Consider the following 17292-nt stretch of genomic DNA (forward strand, 5'->3'; position numbering starts at 1 on the left):
GCCGGCGGGTCAGATCCAGGCGGTGAACCACATCCGCTCTCGCCACTGGGCGTACTCGACGGTCTCCGCGTACCAGACGGGGGCGAAGTGCGCGCTGAGCAGGAGCACCGCGGCCGTGAACACCCCCACCACCGCGAGACCCGCGCGCCGGCGCCGCACGGTGTCCCCGGGACGGCCCAGGACCAGGCCGAGCATGCCGGCGAGCATGAGCATCAGGGCCGGCTGCACGGGCAGCGCGTAGAAGTAGTACATGGTGCGCTCGGGGTACAGGAACCAGGGCAGGTACCCGGCGGCGAACACACCGGTCAGCGCCCCGAAGCGCCAGTCCCGCCGCACGGCCCACAGCCACGCGGCCACGAGCACGGCGGCGATCGCCGTCCACCACAGGAGCGGGTTGCCGATGTTGAGGATCGCCTGCGAGCAGTGCTCCACCGCGCACCCGGACCTGCCCCGCTCCGGGTCCTCGTAGAAGTAGGAGGTGGGCCGGCCCAGGGTCAGCCACAGCCACGGCAGCGCCTCGTAGGCGTGCTCGGTGCCCAGGCCGCTGTGGAAGCCGTAGGCGGAGGAGTGGTAGGCCCACAGCGAGCGCAGGGGCGCGGGCAGCCACTGGGGGCCCTCGCCCGGGTGCTGCTGCGCCCAGGTGCGGTCGTAGGCGTCCGTCGAGGCGAACCAGCCCGCCCAAGTGGACACGTAGACCACCAGGCCCGTCCCGACGACCGCGAAGAACGCGGGCACGCCGTCCTTGAGCACCCCGGCGGGCAGCCAGCGCCGCACCCCGGCCACCCGGCGGGCGTTGAGGTCCCACAGCACCGTGAGCACGCCCAGCCCGGCCACCAGGAACAGGGCGCTCCACTTCACGCCCACCGCGAGCCCGCAGGCCGCGCCCGCCGCGATCCGCCACCAGCGCACGCCCAGCCACGGCCCCCACTCCAGGCGGCGCCGCAGCTCCGCCTCCGGGACGTCGCGGCCCGGGGCCACCCCCAGCCGGGCGACCAGGCGGCGGCGCCCGTGCTCCCGGTCCAGCAGGAGCAGGACGAACGCGAGCAGCACGAAGAACATCAGGAACACGTCCAGCATCGCGAGCCGGGACTGCACCAGGTGCAGCCCGTCCACCGCGGTGAACAGCCCCGCGAGCGTGGCCACCGTGACCGAGCGGAAGAGCAGCCACCCGGCGGCGCACACCAGTGCGATGGACAGCGTCCCGACCAGGGCCGCGGAGAAGCGCCAGCCCAGCGGGTCCTCGGCGCCGAAGAGCCACATGCCGAACGCGATGAGCCACTTCCCGGCCGGCGGGTGCACCACGTAGGAGGGGGTGGCCAGGGCCTCCGGCGGGGTGCCGGCCACGAACAGCTCGTCTGCGCCCTCCGGCCACTGCCGCTCGTAGCCGTGCAGCAGCAGCGAGTAGGAGTCCTTCACGTAGTAGGTCTCGTCGAAGACGATCGCGTCCGGGTGGGAGAGCCGGTGGAAGCGCAGCAGCCCGCCGAGCAGGACCACCAGCAGCGGCCCCAGCCACGCGAACCGGGCCACCGCCGCGGGGGCCGGCAGCAGCCGCTCCCGCAGGGCGGCGGGGGCCAGGGACCGGCGCAGGGTGCCCACCGGTGCCGCCGGCCGAGGCTCCGGCGCCAGGACTGGGGCGCGCACCGAGGAACTCACGGTGTCATCGTAGGGGACGCGTCCCGGCGCCCGCTGAGCCGCGGAGGAGGCCCGCGGGGCGCGCCGTAGAGTGGACCCGTGCACACGGAACCCCACGACGACACTCCTGCCGACGCCCCCACCGACGCCGCCGACGCCCGGAACGGCGCCCCCACCGACGCCGCCGACGCCCGGAACGGCGCCTCCGACGGCGCCGCCGCGGGCCCCGGGCAGGTGGTCCTGGCGGGCACCCCGATCGGCAACCTCGGGGACGCGCCGCCCCGGCTGCGGGCGGCCCTCGAGACCGCGGACGTGCTCGCCGTGGAGGACACCCGGCGGCTGCGCCGGCTCACCGCCGGGCTCGGGGTCACCACGCGCGGCCGGGTGCTCACCCACCACGAGCACAACGAGGCCGGACGGGTCGCCGAGCTGCTCGACGCCGTCCGGTCGGGAAGCACCGTGCTGGTCCTCTCCGACGCCGGGATGCCCACCGTCTCCGACCCCGGCTACCGGCTCGCGGAGGCCGCGGCCGCCGAGGGCCTGACCGTGACCGCGATCCCCGGCCCCTCGGCGGTGCTCATGGCACTGGCCGTGTCCGGCCTGCCCACGGACCGGTTCACGTTCGAGGGCTTCCTGCCGCGGAAGTCCTCGGAGCGTGCCGCTCGGCTGGCGGAGCTCGACGGCGAGCGGCGCACCATGGTCTTCTACGAGGCCCCGCACCGGCTCGAGGTCATGCTCGCCGCGCTGCGGGACGCGTTCGGCCCGGGCCGCCGGGCGGTCGTCGCCCGGGAGCTCACCAAGCTGCACGAGGAGGTCGTGCGGGGCTCGCTCACCGAGCTCGTGGACTGGTGCGGGCAGGGGCAGGTGCGCGGGGAGATCGCCGTCGTCGTCGCCGGTGCCCCCGCCCCCGAGGCCGCGCGACCCGAGGACCTCGTGGCCGAGGTGGAGGCGCTCGTGGCCGCCGGGACCCGGCTCAAGGACGCCGCCGGCCGCGTGGCCGAGCGCACGGGCGTGGGCAAGCGGCAGCTCTACGAGACGGTGCTGGCGGCCCGCAAGGCATAGGGGCGGTCCGGCCCGGGCGTCGCCTCACAGGCTCGCCGCGCCCCGGTGAGGCCGAGTTGACCCCCGGGAGCGGACGGGGACACGGTGCGGAAACACGGCCCGTCCAGACTGGGACGTGCCGGGAGCGGGGCACGTGCCGCGCGGGACCCGGCATCCTCCTGTCCGTCCAGCAACGGAGCCATGCCATGTCCTATGTGATGCCCGCCGACTTCGTCACGAAGATGATCGACGCCGGAGCGGCGAAGGTCGCCATGTCCACCCGCGACACCCTGATCCGTGCGTTCATGGCCGGTGCGATCCTCGCGCTCGCCGCGGCCTTCGCCGTCACCGTCACCGTGCGGACGGGCGAGCCCCTGCTCGGGGCCGTGCTCTTCCCGGTCGGGTTCTGCCTGCTGTACCTGCTGGGCTTCGACCTCCTGACCGGCGTGTTCACCCTCGTGCCGCTCGCGCTCATCGACAGGCGCCCCGGCGTCACCGTCCGCTCGATGCTGCGCAACTGGGGCCTGGTGTTCGCCGGCAACTTCGCCGGGGCGTTCGTCGTGGCCGTGCTGATGGCGATCATCTTCACCTACGGCTTCTCCCTGCCCCCGGACGAGGTCGGCCGCCAGATCGGCGAGATCGGCGAGGGCCGGACCGTCGGCTACGCCGAGTTCGGCGCCGCCGGGATGCTGACGCTGTTCGTCCGCGCCGTCCTGTGCAACTGGATGGTCTCCACCGGGGTGGTCGCCGCGATGATGTCCACCAGCGTCTCCGGCAAGGTGATCGCGATGTGGATGCCCATCATGCTGTTCTTCTACATGGGCTTCGAGCACTCGATCGTCAACATGTTCCTGTTCCCCTCCGGTCTGCTCCTCGGCGGCGACTTCTCGGTCATGGACTACCTCGTGTGGAACGAGATCCCCACCGTGCTCGGCAACCTGGTGGGCGGGCTGACCTTCGTGGGGTTCACCCTCTACGCCACCCACGCCCGCACCGGGGCGCCCCGCATCCGGCCGGCGGCGCAGGAGGACCGCGTCCCGGTCGCGTGAGCGCCGGATCCGGCCGACCCGCCCCCACCAGCTCGCCGACTCCCGAGGAGCCCCGCATGACCCCGATCCTGACCAAGTCCGACGCCGCCGACCTCGTGGTCGCCGCCCGGGTGCGCCGCGGCCTGTCCTGGCGCGAGATCGCCGACGAAATCCGCGCCCCGCACGTCTGGACGACCGCCGCGCTGCTGGGCCAGCACCCGATGACCCCGGAGCAGGCCCGGCAGGTGTGCGACCTGCTGGGCCTGGACGGGACGGTCGCCGAGAGCCTGCAGCAGCAGCCGTCCCGCGGCAGCGACCCGGCGCGGATGACGGACCCCACGGTCTACCGCTTCGTCGAGGCGCTCTCCGTGTACGGACCGGCCCTGAAGGAGCTCATCCACGAGGAGTTCGGCGACGGGATCATGAGCGCCATCAACTTCCGGGTCGACGTCTCCCGCCGGCCCGACCCGGACGGCGACCGCGTGGTGGTCACCTTCGACGGGAAGTTCCTCGACTACAAGTGGTGACGCCCCGCCCCTGACCCCGTGGCCCGCCGAGTCCCCCCGGTGCCCGCAGTTCCCCCGGATCGATCGGGGGGAACTGCGAGCACCGGGGGGACTCGGCGGTCGGAGTGTCGCTCAGCGGCGGTGCGTCACCGAGCGGGGCGTCACCGAGCGGGGGAGCCACCGGGCGCGCCGTGCGCCGGGGCCGCCGCGCCCGGCCAGACCCGACCGCAGCGCCGCGACGTCCTCGGGGCCGGCCTCCGGGGTCCATTCCGCGGTGCCCGGCGCGTAGAGGGCCCGCTCCACGTCCCGGCCGAGCCGCCCCAGCGCCGACGCGGCGGCCGGGACCACGGCGCCGATCCGGTCCACGTAGGCCCGGGGCGTCTCCGCGGCGGCGCGGCCCAGCCCGTGGTCGACACCCAGGTCCTCGACCTCCGCCCACCCCGCCAGGGCCCGATCGGCCGCCGGCGCCTTCGCATCGCCCAGCACCCGCACCCGGCGCCGGCGCCGCCGGGACCGGAGGAGCCGGGGGAGGGCGGCCAGCAGGGCGAGCAGCGCGGCGGTCAGGATCCCGGCCAGCCACGGCAGCCACCCGGCCGGTCCGGCGTCGTCGTCGGCCTCCGGCGCGGCGGGGGCCTCCGGGGTGGGCACGGCGGTCGGCTCGGCGGAGGGGGCGTCCTCGTCGGGGCTGTCCGCCGTGCTCGCCGGGGTGGGGGCGTCGGTCGGGGCGCCGGTGGGCTCCGCGGTGCCCTCGCCCTCCTGCGACTGCCCGTCCCCGTCCTGCGGCCCCTCGGCGGCGTAGCCGGGGAGGTCGCCGGTGCCGGGGGTCGGCTCGAAGCGCACCCACCCGGAGCCCTCGAACCACAGCTCCGGCCACGCGTGCGCGTCGCGGGGCAGGACCGTGAAGGCGCCCGCCTCCGCCGCGTCCCCGAACGGCTCGTCGGCGTCCGCCGACCCGTCCGGGGCGGCGCCGGTGGCTGGGAGGTAGCCGACCGCCACGCGGGCGGGGATGCCGAGCTCCCGGGCCATGACGGCCATCGCCGGGGCGAAGTGCCCGGCGTAGCCCGTGCGCACGGCCAGGAACTCCTCGAGCGAGGCCATGCCGCCGGCGTCGTAGTCCTGCGCGAGCGGGGCGTCCACGTCGTAGCGGAACTCGTCCGAGCGCAGCCACTCCTGCAGGGCCAGGGCCTGGTCGAAGGCGGTGGGGGCGTCCCCCGCCCGCTCCCGGGCCGCGTCCCGGAGGGCGGCCGGGGTCTCGCCCGGCAGCTCGCGGAACGGGGCGAGCTCCGGGGAGTCCGGCGCGGCGGGGGCCTCGCGCAGCCGCGCGGACGTGGGCTCGGGCACGATCGAGCGGACCTCGTAGGCGGTGCCTTCCGGCGGGACCTGCTCCCCGTGCACGGTGAGGTCGAGCGGGCTCCAGGCCCAGCCGCCGTCCTCGAGCCCCGCCACGTCCACGGGCGCCCACGGCAGCGGAAGCCAGCGCTCGGACCAGTCCCGCAGCTCCACGGCGGTGCTGCGCTCGGGGCCCCCGCCCACGGGGTGCAGCGGGGTGGGGCCGAGGTCGTCGAGCTCGGGGTCCAGCCCGGTGGTGTCCGGGAACCACTCCGCCCCGGAGAAGTCGGCGAGGGTGAGGACCCGGAGCAGCTCGGGCTCGTCCGTGCTCGTCGTGTACTCGAGGCGCGGCAGCTGCTGCGCGGAGCGCAGGTCCTGTCCCACGGCCCGCAGCGGGCCCACCCCGGAGGCGCGATCGCCGGCGAGACCGCTGCCCTGGGGGAACGCGCCGTTGACGAAGCCGGGCACCAGGCCCGGGACCAGCAGGGTCACCGCGAGCACACCGGCGCCCACCACGAGGGCCCGCGGCCAGCTGCCCGGCGCCGCGGCGGTGCGGGGCTCGCGGACCGCGCCGAAGCGCCGTCCGCCGCCGAGCAGGACCAGGGCCGCGAGCACCGCGGCCGCCGTCCCGGCCGCGCCCACGCTCCCGGGCAGCACCAGGGCGGGCACCACCAGCAGCGCCAGCACGCCGAGCGCGCTGAGCCCCGGCAGCCGCAGCGCCACGAGCACCGTGTCCACGAACAGCGTCACGAGACCCGTGGCGAGGGCGGCGACGAACGCGAGCGCCGCGCCCCCCGGATACGGGGCCGGCCGCTCCGCGACGATCCCGGCCGCCTCCCGCCACAGCTCCGCGCCGAGGGACAGGCTCCCGGGGGTGGGCACGAGGCCGAGCAGCGCGGGCTCGCGCAGGAACAGCAGCGTGAGCACGAGCGTCAGGGCGCCGGCGCCGAACAGGGGCGCCAGCAGGCCCGGCAGCCGCAGCAGGCGGGACGTCGTGGTCGCCACGACCACGGCGAGGGCCGCGAGCAGCGCGCCGGGGACCCAGCCCGCGCCGTCGAGGACCCCGGTCAGCGCCACGAGGGACAGCCCGACCGCCACGAGGACCGTGCCGGCCAGGCCCAGCACGGCGCGCACCGGGCGGCGGCCCGTCCTGGCGTCCTCCGGCGGTCCGGCGGTCTCCGGCGGGCGGGTGGGCGCAGGGGTGCGGACGGCGGCGCTCACCGGACGGCCCCGGCCGCGCGGGTCCCGGAGCCCAGCTGCGCCCACGCGTCCTCGGGCGCGGCGGACGCCGGCACGACGACGACGGACCAGCCCGCCGCCTCGAGCACCCCCGCCCCGTCCGGGACGTGGTCGGCGGAGGAGGTCACCAGCACCGCGCTGCCGGCGGCCGCCCGCCGCGTGCCGCCCAGGACCCGCTCGGCGGCCGCGGCGGAGAGGTCCCCCGAGACCAGCAGCACGGGGTGGACCAGGCCGTCGCGGTCGAACCGCTCGGCCAGCGCGTCCTCCGCGGTCCCGCCTGTCCCCGTCTCCCGGGGTGCGGGCTCGGGGCGGACGCGCGCGAGCCCGTGCCGGGCGTCCTCGGCGCCGTCGTCGGTGACGGCGGTGGCGCGGGTGCGGGCGGGAGCGTCGTCGTCGTCCTCGCCGCCGCGGGGGAGCGGGCGCCCGAAGGTGTCGAGGGCGTGCAGGGCGGTCTCGCGCTGGGTGAGGTGCTCGAACACGGCGGCGGTGAAGGACACGGCCCACTCGAACTCGGCGGTGCTGGGGAGCACACCGGCCCACAGGCGCTCCCCGGGCCAGGAGGTCTCGTCGCGGTCCAGGACCAGGGTCAGACGGCGGGTGCTGCGGGGGTCCTCCTGGCGGACCATCAGCCGGCCCTGCTTCGCGGAGGCGGCCCAGTGCACCCGGCGCATCGGGTCGCCGTGCCGGTACTCGCGGGTGGTGACGTTGTCCGGGCCCGGCTGCGGCTGCGCCGTCCGGGACGGGTCGGTGCCGGACTCCCGCAGCCGGTCGGCGCTGATCTCCGGCAGCTCCACGGGGTCCGGGGCCACGTGCAGGGACGTGCGCTCGGAGGCGTCCAGCAGCTCGGCGGCGAGGCCGAACGGGTCGGCCACCCGCACGGTGGCCGGCCCCAGCGCGTACACGCCCCGGCGGCGGGGGCGCACGGTGTAGGCGGCGGGCTCCCCGCCGGCCTCCACGACCAGCTCGCGGTCCCCGCCCAGCGGCTCCGGGACCGTCTCGTGCACGGCGACCGCCCCGGTGACCGTCCCGCCGCGCCGGGTCCGGTGCCGCACGCGCAGCCGGACCACCGCGGAGTCCCCGGCCGTCACCAGCGCCGGGTCCACGCCGCGCTTGAGCAGCACCCTGGGCTTCACCACGTACAGGGACATGGCCGCGAACAGGGGGGCGCCGCCGAGGAACAGGGCCAGCGCCAGCACGTCCTTGCGGCCCAGCCAGGTGGCCAGCAGCAGGCACAGGGCGCCAGCCCCCAGGAAGGCCCAGCCGCGCCCCGTGAACCGGGCGCGGGAGTCCACGGGCTGCTCCGCCCGCTCGCCCTCCGCCGTGCGCCCCGGCGCCGGCCGGCGCCTCATCGGGTCCGGGGGGTGTGCTCGGCCGGGACCCGCACCTCGTCCAGCACCGCTCGCACCAGCTCCTCCGCGGAGTCGGTGCCGGCGCGGCGGTCCAGGATCAGGCGGTGGGCGAGCACCGGCACCGCGACCGCCCGCACGTCGTCGGGCAGCACGTACTCGCGCCCGCTCAGGGCGGCCTCCGCGCGGGCGGCGGCCTGCAGCTGGAGCAGCGCCCGGGGGCTGGCGCCCAGCCGGATCTGCGGGTGCGAGCGCGTGGCCTGACCCAGCGCCACGATGTAGGCGCGCACCGCGTCCGAGACGTGGATGCCGCGCACGTGCGCCACCAGGCGGGCAGCGTCCTCGAGGGAGACCACCGGCTGCAGGCCCTCCAGCGGGGAGCCGCCGCCGTGGTCGGTGAGCATCGTCATCTCCGCCGCGGTGTCCGGGTAGCCCATCGAGATCCGGGCCGTGAACCGGTCCCGCTGCGCCTCCGGCAGCGGGAACGTGCCGTCCATCTCCACGGGGTTCTGCGTGGCCACCACCATGAACGGGGTCGACAGCCGGTAGGTCGTGCCGTCCGCCGTGACCTGGCCCTCCGCCATGCACTCGAGCAGCGCGGACTGCGTCTTGGCCGAGGCCCGGTTGATCTCGTCCCCGATCACCACGTTGGCGAACACCGGGCCGGGCTTGAACTCGAACTCGCGCCGGGCCTGGTCGTAGACCGAGACGCCCGTGATGTCCGTGGGCAGCAGGTCCGGGGTGAACTGCACGCGCGAGACCGTCCCGCCGATCGCGGTGGCCAGTGTGCGCGCCAGCATCGTCTTGCCCACGCCCGGCACGTCCTCGACCAGCAGGTGCCCGCCGGCCAGCAGCACGCTCAGGGCCGTGCGCGCCGCCTCCGGCTTGCCGTCGATCACCGCGTTGATCCGGTCCAGGATCGCCTGCGTGTACTGGGGGAAGGACTCCATGGTCTCCTCGGCTTCCTGCTCGCGTCTGCAGCTCCCAGTATGTCTGCCCGGGCCCAGCTCGTAGATTGGTCGGTGCCCGCGTGTTTCCCGTCCGCTGTCCCGTCCCCTTTCCCGATCCGCTCCCCGAGACCTCCTGAGGTGCCGCCCGTGACCGACCCCAACGCCACCCTCCTCGCCGCCTCCCTGTGGCCCGACCCCGCCGCCCGGCCCGCTCCCGCCCCCGGCGCGGCCCCCGCCGCCTACGAGCCCGAGCACTACGCCGTGCCCGAGGACGTCCCCGCGGGGGAGGGCACCCGGCGCCGTTCCGCCCAGGCCGACGACGGGCGCCGCCGCAACCTCTCCTACCCGCCGGCGCCGGAGCCGCTGCCGCACCCGGTGGCCGACAACCACACCCACCTCGACCTGCAGGACGGCCGGGTCCAGGTCTCGGTCCGGGACGCCGCGGACGCCGCCGCCCTCGCCGGGGTGGGCGGGCTCGTCCAGGTCGGCTGCGACGTCCCCTCCTCCCGCTTCGCCGTGGCCGCCGCCGAGGCCGACCCCCGGGTTCTGGCCGCCGTGGCGCTGCACCCCAACGAGGCGCCGAAGCTCGCGGCCGCCGGGACCCTCGACGAGGCGCTCGCCGCGATCCGTTCCCTGGGGGAGCACGAGCGGGTCCGGGCCTTCGGCGAGACAGGTCTCGACTACTACCGCACCGAGGGGGAGGGGCGGGAGCACCAGAAGCGGTCCTTCCGGGAGCACATCCGCTTCGCCCAGGAGACCGGCAAGGCGCTGCAGATCCACGACCGGGACGCCCACGCCGACGTCGTCGCCGTCCTGCTGGAGGAGGGCGCCCCCGAGCGCACCGTGTTCCACTGCTTCTCCGGGGACGAGGAGCTCGCGCGCACCTGCAACGAGCACGGCTGGTACATGTCCTTCTCCGGGACCGTCACCTTCAAGAACAGCCACGACCTCAAGGCCGCGCTGCGCACCGCCCACCCCGAGCTGGTGCTCACCGAGACCGACGCCCCGTTCCTCACTCCCCACCCGTACCGGGGCCGGCCCAACGCCAGCTACGTGGTCAACTACACCGTGCGCGGGATGGCGGGCATCCTCGAGCAGGAGCTCGAGCCGCTGTGCGAGCGCCTCTGGGCGAACACGCTGGAGGTGTACGGCCCCTTCTGACCCGCGGCGCCCCCATTTCCCCTCACTCGCGCTCCCGCCCCCGCCGAGTCCCCCGTGTGCTCGCAGTTCCCCCCGATCGATCGGGGGGAACTGCGAGCACACGGGGGACTCGGCGCAGCTCGACTCCTTCTCCCCACCCAGCGTGGGCCGGTGCCCGTGTCCACACCGGCCGGTCGCGTCGTCCCGGCGGGAGGCAGGCGCTGCTATGCATGAGGCATGATCGAGCTCCAGAGCACCGCCGACCTCCTCGACCACGGCCTCAGCAACCACGAGATCCGCCGCCGGGTGCGGGACGGACGGCTGCAGCGCATCCACCCCGGCTGCTTCGTGGACACGCACCGGTACCGCGAGCTGTCCCCGGAGCAGCAGGTGCTCCTGAAGCACCGGGCCTTCGCGCGGGCGGCACACGTGACCCCGGTGTTCTGCCTGGCCTCGGCGGCCGTGGTGCACGGGCTGGGGCTGCGACGGGTCCCGTCCCGGATCCACACGGTCTCGCCGCCGGAGCGCGGCACCCACCACGGCTACACGTCGGTCGTCCGCCACGAGGCCGTCCTGGCCGCCGCGGACGTCGTGGCGGTGGACGGACTGCGGGTCACCTCGGCGGAGCGGACCCTGCTGGACTGCGCGAGGCTGCTGCCGTTCACCGACGCCGTGGTCATCGCGGACCAGGCCCACCAGGTGGGCGTGTCCCGGTCCCGTCTGGAGAAGCGTCTCCCGCAGTGGGCCGGCCGGCGCGGGGTCAGGCGGGCTCGGTCCGTGCTCGCCGCCATGGACCCGCGCTCGGAGTCCGTCGGCGAGACGCTGACCAGGCTGCTGCTGGAGGACTCGTCGCTGCCCATGCCGCGGTTGCAGTGGGTCATCGAGGGCCGCAACGGGTCCTACCGGGCCGACTTCGCCTGGCCCGAGCACCGGCTGGTGCTCGAGTTCGACGGCGAGACCAAGTACGCCGGGGCCTCCACGCTCCGAGCCGTGCTGCGCGACGAGCGACGGCGCGAGGTGGAGATCCAGGAGCTGGGGTGGACGGTGATCCGCGTGGGGTGGAACGACGTGGTGCACCGTCCGGCGGCGACTCTGGCACGGATCGAGGCCGCTCTCCTGCGCGCGGCGAGTGCACACTGACCCCAAGCCGGCCCGCATGAGCGCCGAGCCCCCAGGGGGTCGCAAATCCCCTGGATCGAACGGGGGGATCTGCGACCCCATGGGGGACTCGGCGTCAGGAGGGGGCGAGGGGTGCCAGGGCACCGGGCCGATACGATGGGGCGGTGACAGAATCCACCGCGCCAGAGCCCGCCGCCCGCGCCCTGCTGGGGCCCGCGGAGATCCGGGCGCTCGCCGAGCAGCTCGGGATCCGGCCGACCAAGACGCTGGGGCAGAACTTCGTGATCGACCCCAACACGATCCGGCGGATCATCGCCGCCGCGCGGCTGGGGGAGCACGAGACGGTGCTCGAGGTGGGACCGGGCCTCGGCTCGCTGACCCTGGGGCTGCTGGACGCCGCCGAGCAGGTCGTGGCGGTGGAGATCGACCCCCCGCTGGCGGCGCAGCTGCCGCACACGGTGGAGCGGCTGCGCCCCGAGCTGGCCGGGCGGCTGACCGTGCTCGAGCAGGACGCCATGCGCGTGCAGGAGCTGCCCGCCGAGCCGACCGCCCTGGTGGCGAACCTGCCCTACAACGTGGCCGTCCCGGTGCTGCTGCACCTGCTGGCCCGCTTCCCCTCGATCCGCCGCGGGCTGGTCATGGTGCAGGAGGAGGTCGCGGACCGGCTGGCCGCGGCACCGGGCTCCAAGGTGTACGGGGTGCCGTCGGTCAAGGCCTCCTGGTACGCCGAGGTCACCAAGGCCGGGACGATCGGGAAGAACGTGTTCTGGCCGGCGCCGAAGATCGCCTCGGGGCTGGTGCGCTTCGTCCGCCGCGAGCAGCCGGTGGCGGACGTGGACCGGGAGCTGGTCTTCGCCGCGGTCGACGCGGCCTTCGCCCAGCGGCGCAAGACCCTGCGCGCCGCCCTCGCCGGCTGGGCGGGCTCCGCCGCGGCGGCCGGCGAGATCCTCGAGGCCGCCGGGATCGACCCCGGGGAGCGCGGGGAGAGGCTGGACGTCCACGAGTTCGCCCGGATCGCGCGGGCCGGCGCCGCCGCGGGCCTGACCGCCGGGGTGCGCGGGGCATGACCACGGTGCTGCTCACGGAGCGTGCCGGCGCGCCCGGCAAGGTGAACCTGTTCTTCGCCGCGGGCCCGCCGCGCCAGGACGGCTACCACGACGTCGCGAGCCTGTACTGCGCGGTCAGCACGGGGGAGACCGTGACGGCCACGCTGACCCGGGGCGCCGGCACCACCGTGGGTGTGGCGGCGGTCCCGGGCTCGCTCGTGGCCCAGCAGCTCGACCGCGGGACGTTCTCCCTGGACGCCGTGCCCACCGACGAGTCCAACCTGGCCGTCCGGGCCGCCGAGGCCGTGGTCGCCCACTTCCCGCCCCTGGCCGGCGGGCTGCACCTCCAGCTCGACAAGGCCGTGCCCGTGGCCGGCGGCATGGGCGGGGGCTCCGCGGACGCCGCGGCGGCCCTGGTCGCCGTGAACCGGCTCGCCGCCCGCGTCTCGGGGGAGCCCGAGCTCGACGACGACGCGCTGCTGGAGCTCGCGGCCGGTCTCGGCGCCGACGTGCCGTTCGCGCTGACGGGCGGGGCCGCGATCGGCACCGGGACGGGATCCCGGCTGCGCCCCGTGGCGGTCGGGGCGACGCTGCACCTGGTCCTCGTGGCGGCCGAGGCGGGCCTGTCGACGCCCGCCGTCTACGCGGAGCTGGACCGGCTGCGCGCGGACGCGGACGTCCCGGCGCCGCGGCTGCCGGGCGACCTCGAGGCGGTCCTGGGCGCCGGGGCGGCCGGCGAGCTGGCGCCGCTGCTGGCCAACGACCTGCAGGCCGCGGCCCTGTCCCTCGCGCCGCAGCTGGAGCCGGTGCTGGCCGCGGGCGCGGCCGCCGGCGCCCTGACGAGCTTCGTGTCCGGGTCCGGGCCCACGGTGGCGCACCTGGTGGCGGACGCCGCCGCGGCCGAGGACCTCGCGGACGTGCTCAGGGGCCAGGGAGCGCCCGCTCTCGCGGTGCGTGCTCCCTGGCCCCTGGCCTCCGGCCGCCGGCGCCTGGATCTGACCTGACCTCCCGGGTCCAGGCGGCGCCGGCGGACGATCAGCGGCGCGCCGACGTGCGCTCCGCGACGAACCTGCCTCAGCCGATGAGCACCTGCTCCTGTTGCAGAAGGTCCAGTAGATAGGAGCCGTAGCCGCTCTTGAGCAGGGCCTCGGCCCTGTCGTGCAGCTCGCCGTCGGTGAGAAGGCCCATCCGCCAGGCGACTTCCTCCGGGCAGCCTATCGAGAGCCCCTGCCTCGACTGGACCGTGCGCACGAAGGCGCTCGCGTCGGCGAGGGAGTCGAAGGTTCCTGTGTCGAGCCACGCTGTTCCGCGGTCCAGCAGTTCGACATGGAGCTCCCCCCGCTCGAGATAGAGCCGGTTGAGGTCCGTGATCTCCAGCTCCCCGCGGGGCGACGGCTGAAGGCTGCGGGCCATCTCGATCACCCGGTTGTCGTAGAAGTACAGGCCGGGGATCGCGTACGGGCTGCGCGGGCGCTCGGGCTTCTCCTCGATCGAGATGGCCCGCCGGTCGTCGTCGAACTCGACCACCCCGTAGGCCGTGGGATCGGCCACCCGGTAGCCGAACACGGCGGCGCCCGTGATGTCCCGGAAGCGGCGCAGCCGTGTGCCCAGCCCCGGACCATAGAAGATGTTGTCACCGAGCACCAGGCACACGGGGTCGTCGCCGATGTGCTCGGCACCGAGGACGAAGGCCTGCGCGAGGCCGTCGGGGCTCGGCTGGACCGCGTAGTCGATGGAGACCCCGAACCGGGTGCCGTCGCCCAGCAGGCTCCGGAACTGCGGTCCGTCCTGGGGCGTGGTGATGATCAGGATCTCCCGGATCCCCGCGAGCAGCAGGGTCGAGAGCGGGTAGTAGATCATCGGCTTGTCGTACACCGGCACCAGCTGCTTGCTGATGCCCTGCGTGATCGGATGCAGGCGGCTCCCCGTGCCGCCCGCCAGAATGATGCCCTTCATGAGTCCTTCAACCTTTCCCCCAGGTATTCGCTAAAGTAACTGTATGAGATCCAATATTTTGGCGCGTCCCCCGTTGTGCCCACTCGTCGCCGCCCACGCGGCACCGTAAGCTCGCGGCCATGTCTCATCTGCTCATCACCGGGGGAGCCGGCTTCATCGGCTCCAACTTCGTCCGTCACGTCCTGCGGGAGACCGACCACCGGGTCACGGTCCTCGACCGGATGACCTACGCCGCCAACGAGGCCTCGCTCGCGGGTCTGGACCCGCAGCGCTTCCGGCTCGTGGTGGGGGACGTCGCCGACGCCGAGGTCGTGGACGGTCTCGTGGGGGCGGTCGACGCGGTGGTGCACTTCGCCGCGGAGTCGCACAACGACAACTCGCTCAGCGATCCCTGGCCGTTCGTGCACACCAACCTCATCGGCACCTACACCCTGCTCGAGGCGGTGCGGCGGCACGGGGTGCGGTTCCACCACGTCTCGACCGACGAGGTCTTCGGCGATCTGGCACTGGAGGACCCGCAGCGTTTCACCGAGGACACCCCCTACAACCCGTCGAGCCCCTACTCCTCGACGAAGGCGGGCTCGGACCTGCTGGTGCGGGCGTGGGTGCGCTCCTTCGGGGTCGAGGCGACGCTGAGCAACTGCTCCAACAACTACGGTCCGTACCAGCACGTCGAGAAGTTCATCCCCCGCCAGATCACCAACGTCCTGTGCGGCGTCCGGCCCAAGCTCTACGGTGAGGGCCGCAACGTCCGCGACTGGATCCACGCCGAGGACCACTCGGCGGCCGTGCTGCGCATCCTGGAGGCCGGTGCGCCAGGACAGACCTATCTGATCGGCGCCGACGGCGAGAAGGACAACCTCACGGTGCTGCGCACGCTCCTGCGCATCATGGGCCGGGACGAGGACGACTTCGACCACGTCCGGGACCGGGCGGGTCACGACCTGCGCTACGCGATCGACGGCACCCGCACGCGCGAGGAGCTGGGCTGGGAGCCGAAGTTCACCGACTTCGGGACCGGGCTCGCTGACACGGTGGCCTGGTACACCGAGCACCGGGACTGGTGGGAACCCGTCAAGGCGGCCACCGAGGCGAAGTATGCGGAGGCGGGGCAGTGAGCGCACCGGAGCTGCGGGCCCGGACCACGGCGATCCCGGGGCTGCTGCTGCTTGACATCCCCGTGCACGGGGACAACCGCGGGTGGTTCAAGGAGAACTGGCAGCGGTCCAAGGCCGTGGCGGCCGGGCTGCCGGACTTCGGGCCGGTGCAGAACAACATCTCGTTCAACGGCGACCGCGGCACCACCCGCGGAATCCACGCGGAGCCATGGGACAAGTACGTCTCCGTGGCCAGCGGCCGGGTCTTCGGTGCCTGGGTGGATCTGCGCGCGGGGGGGACGTTCGGGACCGTGGTCACCTGTGAGGTCGGTCCGGACACCGCCGTCTTCGTGCCCCGGGGGGTCGGCAACGCCTTCCAGACCCTCGAGGACGCCACGGCCTATACGTACCTGGTCAACGACCACTGGTCCGCCGAGGCGCTGGACGAGTACAGCTTCCTCAACCTGGCCGACGACACCGTGGCGATCGAGTGGCCGGTCCCCCTGGACCAGGCGCAGCTCTCGGAGAAGGACAGGAAGCACCCGCGGTTGGCCGAGGTCGAACCCCTCGCACCGGCACCGGTGCTGGTGGTCGGACGGACCGGCCAGCTGGGTCGGGCGCTCGGGGCGTTGCTCGCGGAGCGAGGCCTGCCCCACCGGGTCCTGGGCCGGGAGGAGCTCGACCTCGCCGTGCCCGCAGGGTGGCCCGAGGCTCTCCGTACCGGCGACGGCCTGCGGCGCTACCGCGCCGTCGTCAACACCGCGGCGCACACGGCGGTGGACGAAGCCGAGACACCCGGAGGGCGGACGGCCGCGTGGGCGGCCAACGCCACGGGCACGGCGGCCCTCGCCGCGGCCTGCGCCGCGGCCGGTGTGCCACTGCTGCACGTGTCCACCGACTACGTCTTCGACGGCTCGTTGCCGCTGGGCCAGGAGTACCTCGTCGACGCACCCGTCGGTCCGCTGTCCGTCTACGGGCAGTCGAAGGCCGCCGGCGAGATCGCGGTCCGGGCGCTGCCCAGGCACTGGATCGTGCGCGCCAGCTGGGTCATCGGGGATGGCCGGAACTTCGTCTCGGTCATGGCGGAGCTCGCCGCTCGCGGTGTCAATCCGCGCGTAGTGGACGACCAGGTGGGAAGGCTGACCTTCGTCGAGGACCTCGCAGCCGGGATCCTCCACCTGGTGGAGCACAGTGCCCCGTACGGGACGTACCACCTCACAGGAGCCGGGGAGCCGCTGTCGTGGGCCGGAGTCGCGCGCCGGGTTTTCGAGCTCTCCGGTGCCGATCCGGACCGGGTGCACCCGGTGTCCACGGCCGAGTACGCAGCGGACCGGGCCGGTGTGGCCCCGCGCCCGCGCAACAGCGTCCTGGACCTGTCCGCGCTGCGTTCCACCGGTTTCGAGCCGCACGACCACTTGGAACTTCTGGGGACACGACTTCATGCGGACGATGCCGGAGGCGCCGCCCGCGGCTGACCCGCACCCTCCAGCGCGAAGGACCCCGCCGGAACTCCGGCGGGGTCCTTCGCGTGTCCGGCGCCGTCGGGCCCCAGGCCAGTAGGTGGTCCAGGTCCTGGGCGGCCGCCCTGCCGTTCCGAGCGCCCAGGGGTGCGCTCCGCCCCGCCGTGCGCGGGTGCCGGCGGATGACTGTGAAGGCTGGGGGACCATGGCCCCGCAGTGTGCTCCCGCTCTCAGAAATGGGGACAGGGAAGATACAGATGCACGTAATTGCAACTGCTAACGTCTTGGCTATCGCTGGTGCACGGAGTCCTCCGGGACGGGAACGACGCCGACGATCGCCGGGGGAGGGGTCCCCCGGCGCACCACAGGGGGGACATCCGGCGGGCGCAGATCCGCAGCGGAC

Annotated in this window: 14 protein-coding genes; 9 read left to right on the plus strand and 5 right to left on the minus strand. The window is 74.7% G+C overall.

All coding sequences use genetic code 11. The features are described from left to right. Positions 1-9: 9 nt before the first annotated feature. On the minus strand, positions 10-1653 hold the full coding sequence (locus ACP7CD_RS13470) for a dolichyl-phosphate-mannose--protein mannosyltransferase (RefSeq protein WP_249033826.1): 1644 nt from the start codon (positions 1651-1653) through the stop codon (positions 10-12). Positions 1654-1731: 78 nt separating this feature from the next. Here ACP7CD_RS13470 and rsmI point away from each other — a divergent pair, with 78 nt between their 5' ends. From rsmI to cynS, 3 genes are all read left to right on the plus strand, one after another. Beyond that, the gene (rsmI, locus tag ACP7CD_RS13475; RefSeq protein ID WP_425323782.1) at positions 1732-2694 is read left to right on the plus strand and encodes a 16S rRNA (cytidine(1402)-2'-O)-methyltransferase; all 963 of its coding nucleotides are present in this window, start codon (positions 1732-1734) and stop codon (positions 2692-2694) included. A gap of 185 nt (positions 2695-2879) precedes the next feature. Next, positions 2880-3722 carry a formate/nitrite transporter family protein gene (locus ACP7CD_RS13480; RefSeq protein ID WP_426120391.1) on the plus strand — a complete coding sequence of 281 codons (843 nt, stop codon included), beginning with the start codon at positions 2880-2882 and terminating at the stop codon, positions 3720-3722. 56 nt (positions 3723-3778) lie between these two features. Next, entirely contained in the window at positions 3779-4228 is a 450-nt protein-coding gene (gene cynS, locus ACP7CD_RS13485) for a cyanase (protein WP_035926675.1), read from the plus strand. A gap of 111 nt (positions 4229-4339) precedes the next feature. On the opposite strand, the gene ACP7CD_RS13490 is transcribed toward cynS, so the two are convergent. The 3 genes from ACP7CD_RS13490 to ACP7CD_RS13500 are packed head-to-tail and all read right to left on the minus strand — an operon-like array spanning position 4340 to position 9071. Further along, positions 4340-6757, minus strand: a complete 2418-nt coding sequence (locus ACP7CD_RS13490; RefSeq protein ID WP_426120392.1) for a transglutaminaseTgpA domain-containing protein — start codon at positions 6755-6757, stop codon at positions 4340-4342. Continuing rightward, positions 6754-8124: a DUF58 domain-containing protein gene (locus ACP7CD_RS13495; protein WP_426120393.1), complete on the minus strand. Its 1371-nt coding sequence runs from the start codon at positions 8122-8124 to the stop codon at positions 6754-6756. Before ACP7CD_RS13495 ends, ACP7CD_RS13490 begins: the two co-directional genes overlap by 4 nt. Beyond that, complete coding sequence (locus ACP7CD_RS13500; RefSeq protein ID WP_017832385.1) at positions 8121-9071, minus strand: AAA family ATPase; 951 nt, start codon at positions 9069-9071, stop codon at positions 8121-8123. Before ACP7CD_RS13500 ends, ACP7CD_RS13495 begins: the two co-directional genes overlap by 4 nt. A gap of 147 nt (positions 9072-9218) precedes the next feature. Here ACP7CD_RS13500 and ACP7CD_RS13505 point away from each other — a divergent pair, with 147 nt between their 5' ends. The 4 genes from ACP7CD_RS13505 to ACP7CD_RS13520 all read left to right on the plus strand — a co-directional run bounded on the left by ACP7CD_RS13505 (position 9219) and on the right by ACP7CD_RS13520 (position 13380). After that, on the plus strand, positions 9219-10232 hold the full coding sequence (locus ACP7CD_RS13505) for a TatD family hydrolase (protein WP_426120394.1): 1014 nt from the start codon (positions 9219-9221) through the stop codon (positions 10230-10232). Between the two features lie 216 nt (positions 10233-10448). Next, on the plus strand, positions 10449-11351 hold the full coding sequence (locus tag ACP7CD_RS13510) for a DUF559 domain-containing protein (RefSeq protein ID WP_272027289.1): 903 nt from the start codon (positions 10449-10451) through the stop codon (positions 11349-11351). 143 nt (positions 11352-11494) lie between these two features. Then, on the plus strand, positions 11495-12397 hold the full coding sequence (rsmA, locus tag ACP7CD_RS13515; RefSeq protein ID WP_336650203.1) for a 16S rRNA (adenine(1518)-N(6)/adenine(1519)-N(6))-dimethyltransferase RsmA: 903 nt from the start codon (positions 11495-11497) through the stop codon (positions 12395-12397). Beyond that, positions 12394-13380: a 4-(cytidine 5'-diphospho)-2-C-methyl-D-erythritol kinase gene (locus tag ACP7CD_RS13520; protein WP_336650202.1), complete on the plus strand. Its 987-nt coding sequence runs from the start codon at positions 12394-12396 to the stop codon at positions 13378-13380. Before rsmA ends, ACP7CD_RS13520 begins: the two co-directional genes overlap by 4 nt. A gap of 70 nt (positions 13381-13450) precedes the next feature. Here ACP7CD_RS13520 and rfbA read toward each other — a convergent pair whose 3' ends face one another. Then, a complete protein-coding gene (gene rfbA, locus ACP7CD_RS13525) occupies positions 13451-14332 on the minus strand; it encodes a glucose-1-phosphate thymidylyltransferase RfbA (RefSeq protein WP_336650201.1) in 882 nt (293 codons plus the stop codon). 119 nt (positions 14333-14451) lie between these two features. On the opposite strand from rfbA, the gene rfbB reads away from it, so the two are divergent. After that, positions 14452-15450: a dTDP-glucose 4,6-dehydratase gene (rfbB, locus tag ACP7CD_RS13530; protein ID WP_336650200.1), complete on the plus strand. Its 999-nt coding sequence runs from the start codon at positions 14452-14454 to the stop codon at positions 15448-15450. Next, entirely contained in the window at positions 15447-16904 is a 1458-nt protein-coding gene (locus ACP7CD_RS13535; protein WP_426120395.1) for a sugar nucleotide-binding protein, read from the plus strand. Before rfbB ends, ACP7CD_RS13535 begins: the two co-directional genes overlap by 4 nt. Positions 16905-17292: the final 388 nt, after the last annotated feature.

This window comes from Kocuria sp. LHG3120 (genome assembly GCF_049897445.1).
Lineage (GTDB): Bacteria > Actinomycetota > Actinomycetes > Actinomycetales > Micrococcaceae > Kocuria > Kocuria rosea.

Bases quoted from the DNA above. Each gene is read 5' to 3' on its own strand.
- ACP7CD_RS13495 (WP_426120393.1), bottom strand. From the start codon at position 8,124: ATGAGGCGCCGGCCGGCGCCGGGGCGCACGGCGGAGGGCGAGCGGGCG.
- ACP7CD_RS13500 (WP_017832385.1), bottom strand. From the start codon at position 9,071: ATGGAGTCCTTCCCCCAGTACACGCAGGCGATCCTGGACCGGATCAAC.
- ACP7CD_RS13520 (WP_336650202.1), top strand. From the start codon at position 12,394: ATGACCACGGTGCTGCTCACGGAGCGTGCCGGCGCGCCCGGCAAGGTG.
- ACP7CD_RS13510 (WP_272027289.1), top strand. From the start codon at position 10,449: ATGATCGAGCTCCAGAGCACCGCCGACCTCCTCGACCACGGCCTCAGC.
- ACP7CD_RS13480 (WP_426120391.1), top strand. From the start codon at position 2,880: ATGTCCTATGTGATGCCCGCCGACTTCGTCACGAAGATGATCGACGCC.
- rfbB (WP_336650200.1), top strand. From the start codon at position 14,452: ATGTCTCATCTGCTCATCACCGGGGGAGCCGGCTTCATCGGCTCCAAC.
- rfbA (WP_336650201.1), bottom strand. From the start codon at position 14,332: ATGAAGGGCATCATTCTGGCGGGCGGCACGGGGAGCCGCCTGCATCCG.
- cynS (WP_035926675.1), top strand. From the start codon at position 3,779: ATGACCCCGATCCTGACCAAGTCCGACGCCGCCGACCTCGTGGTCGCC.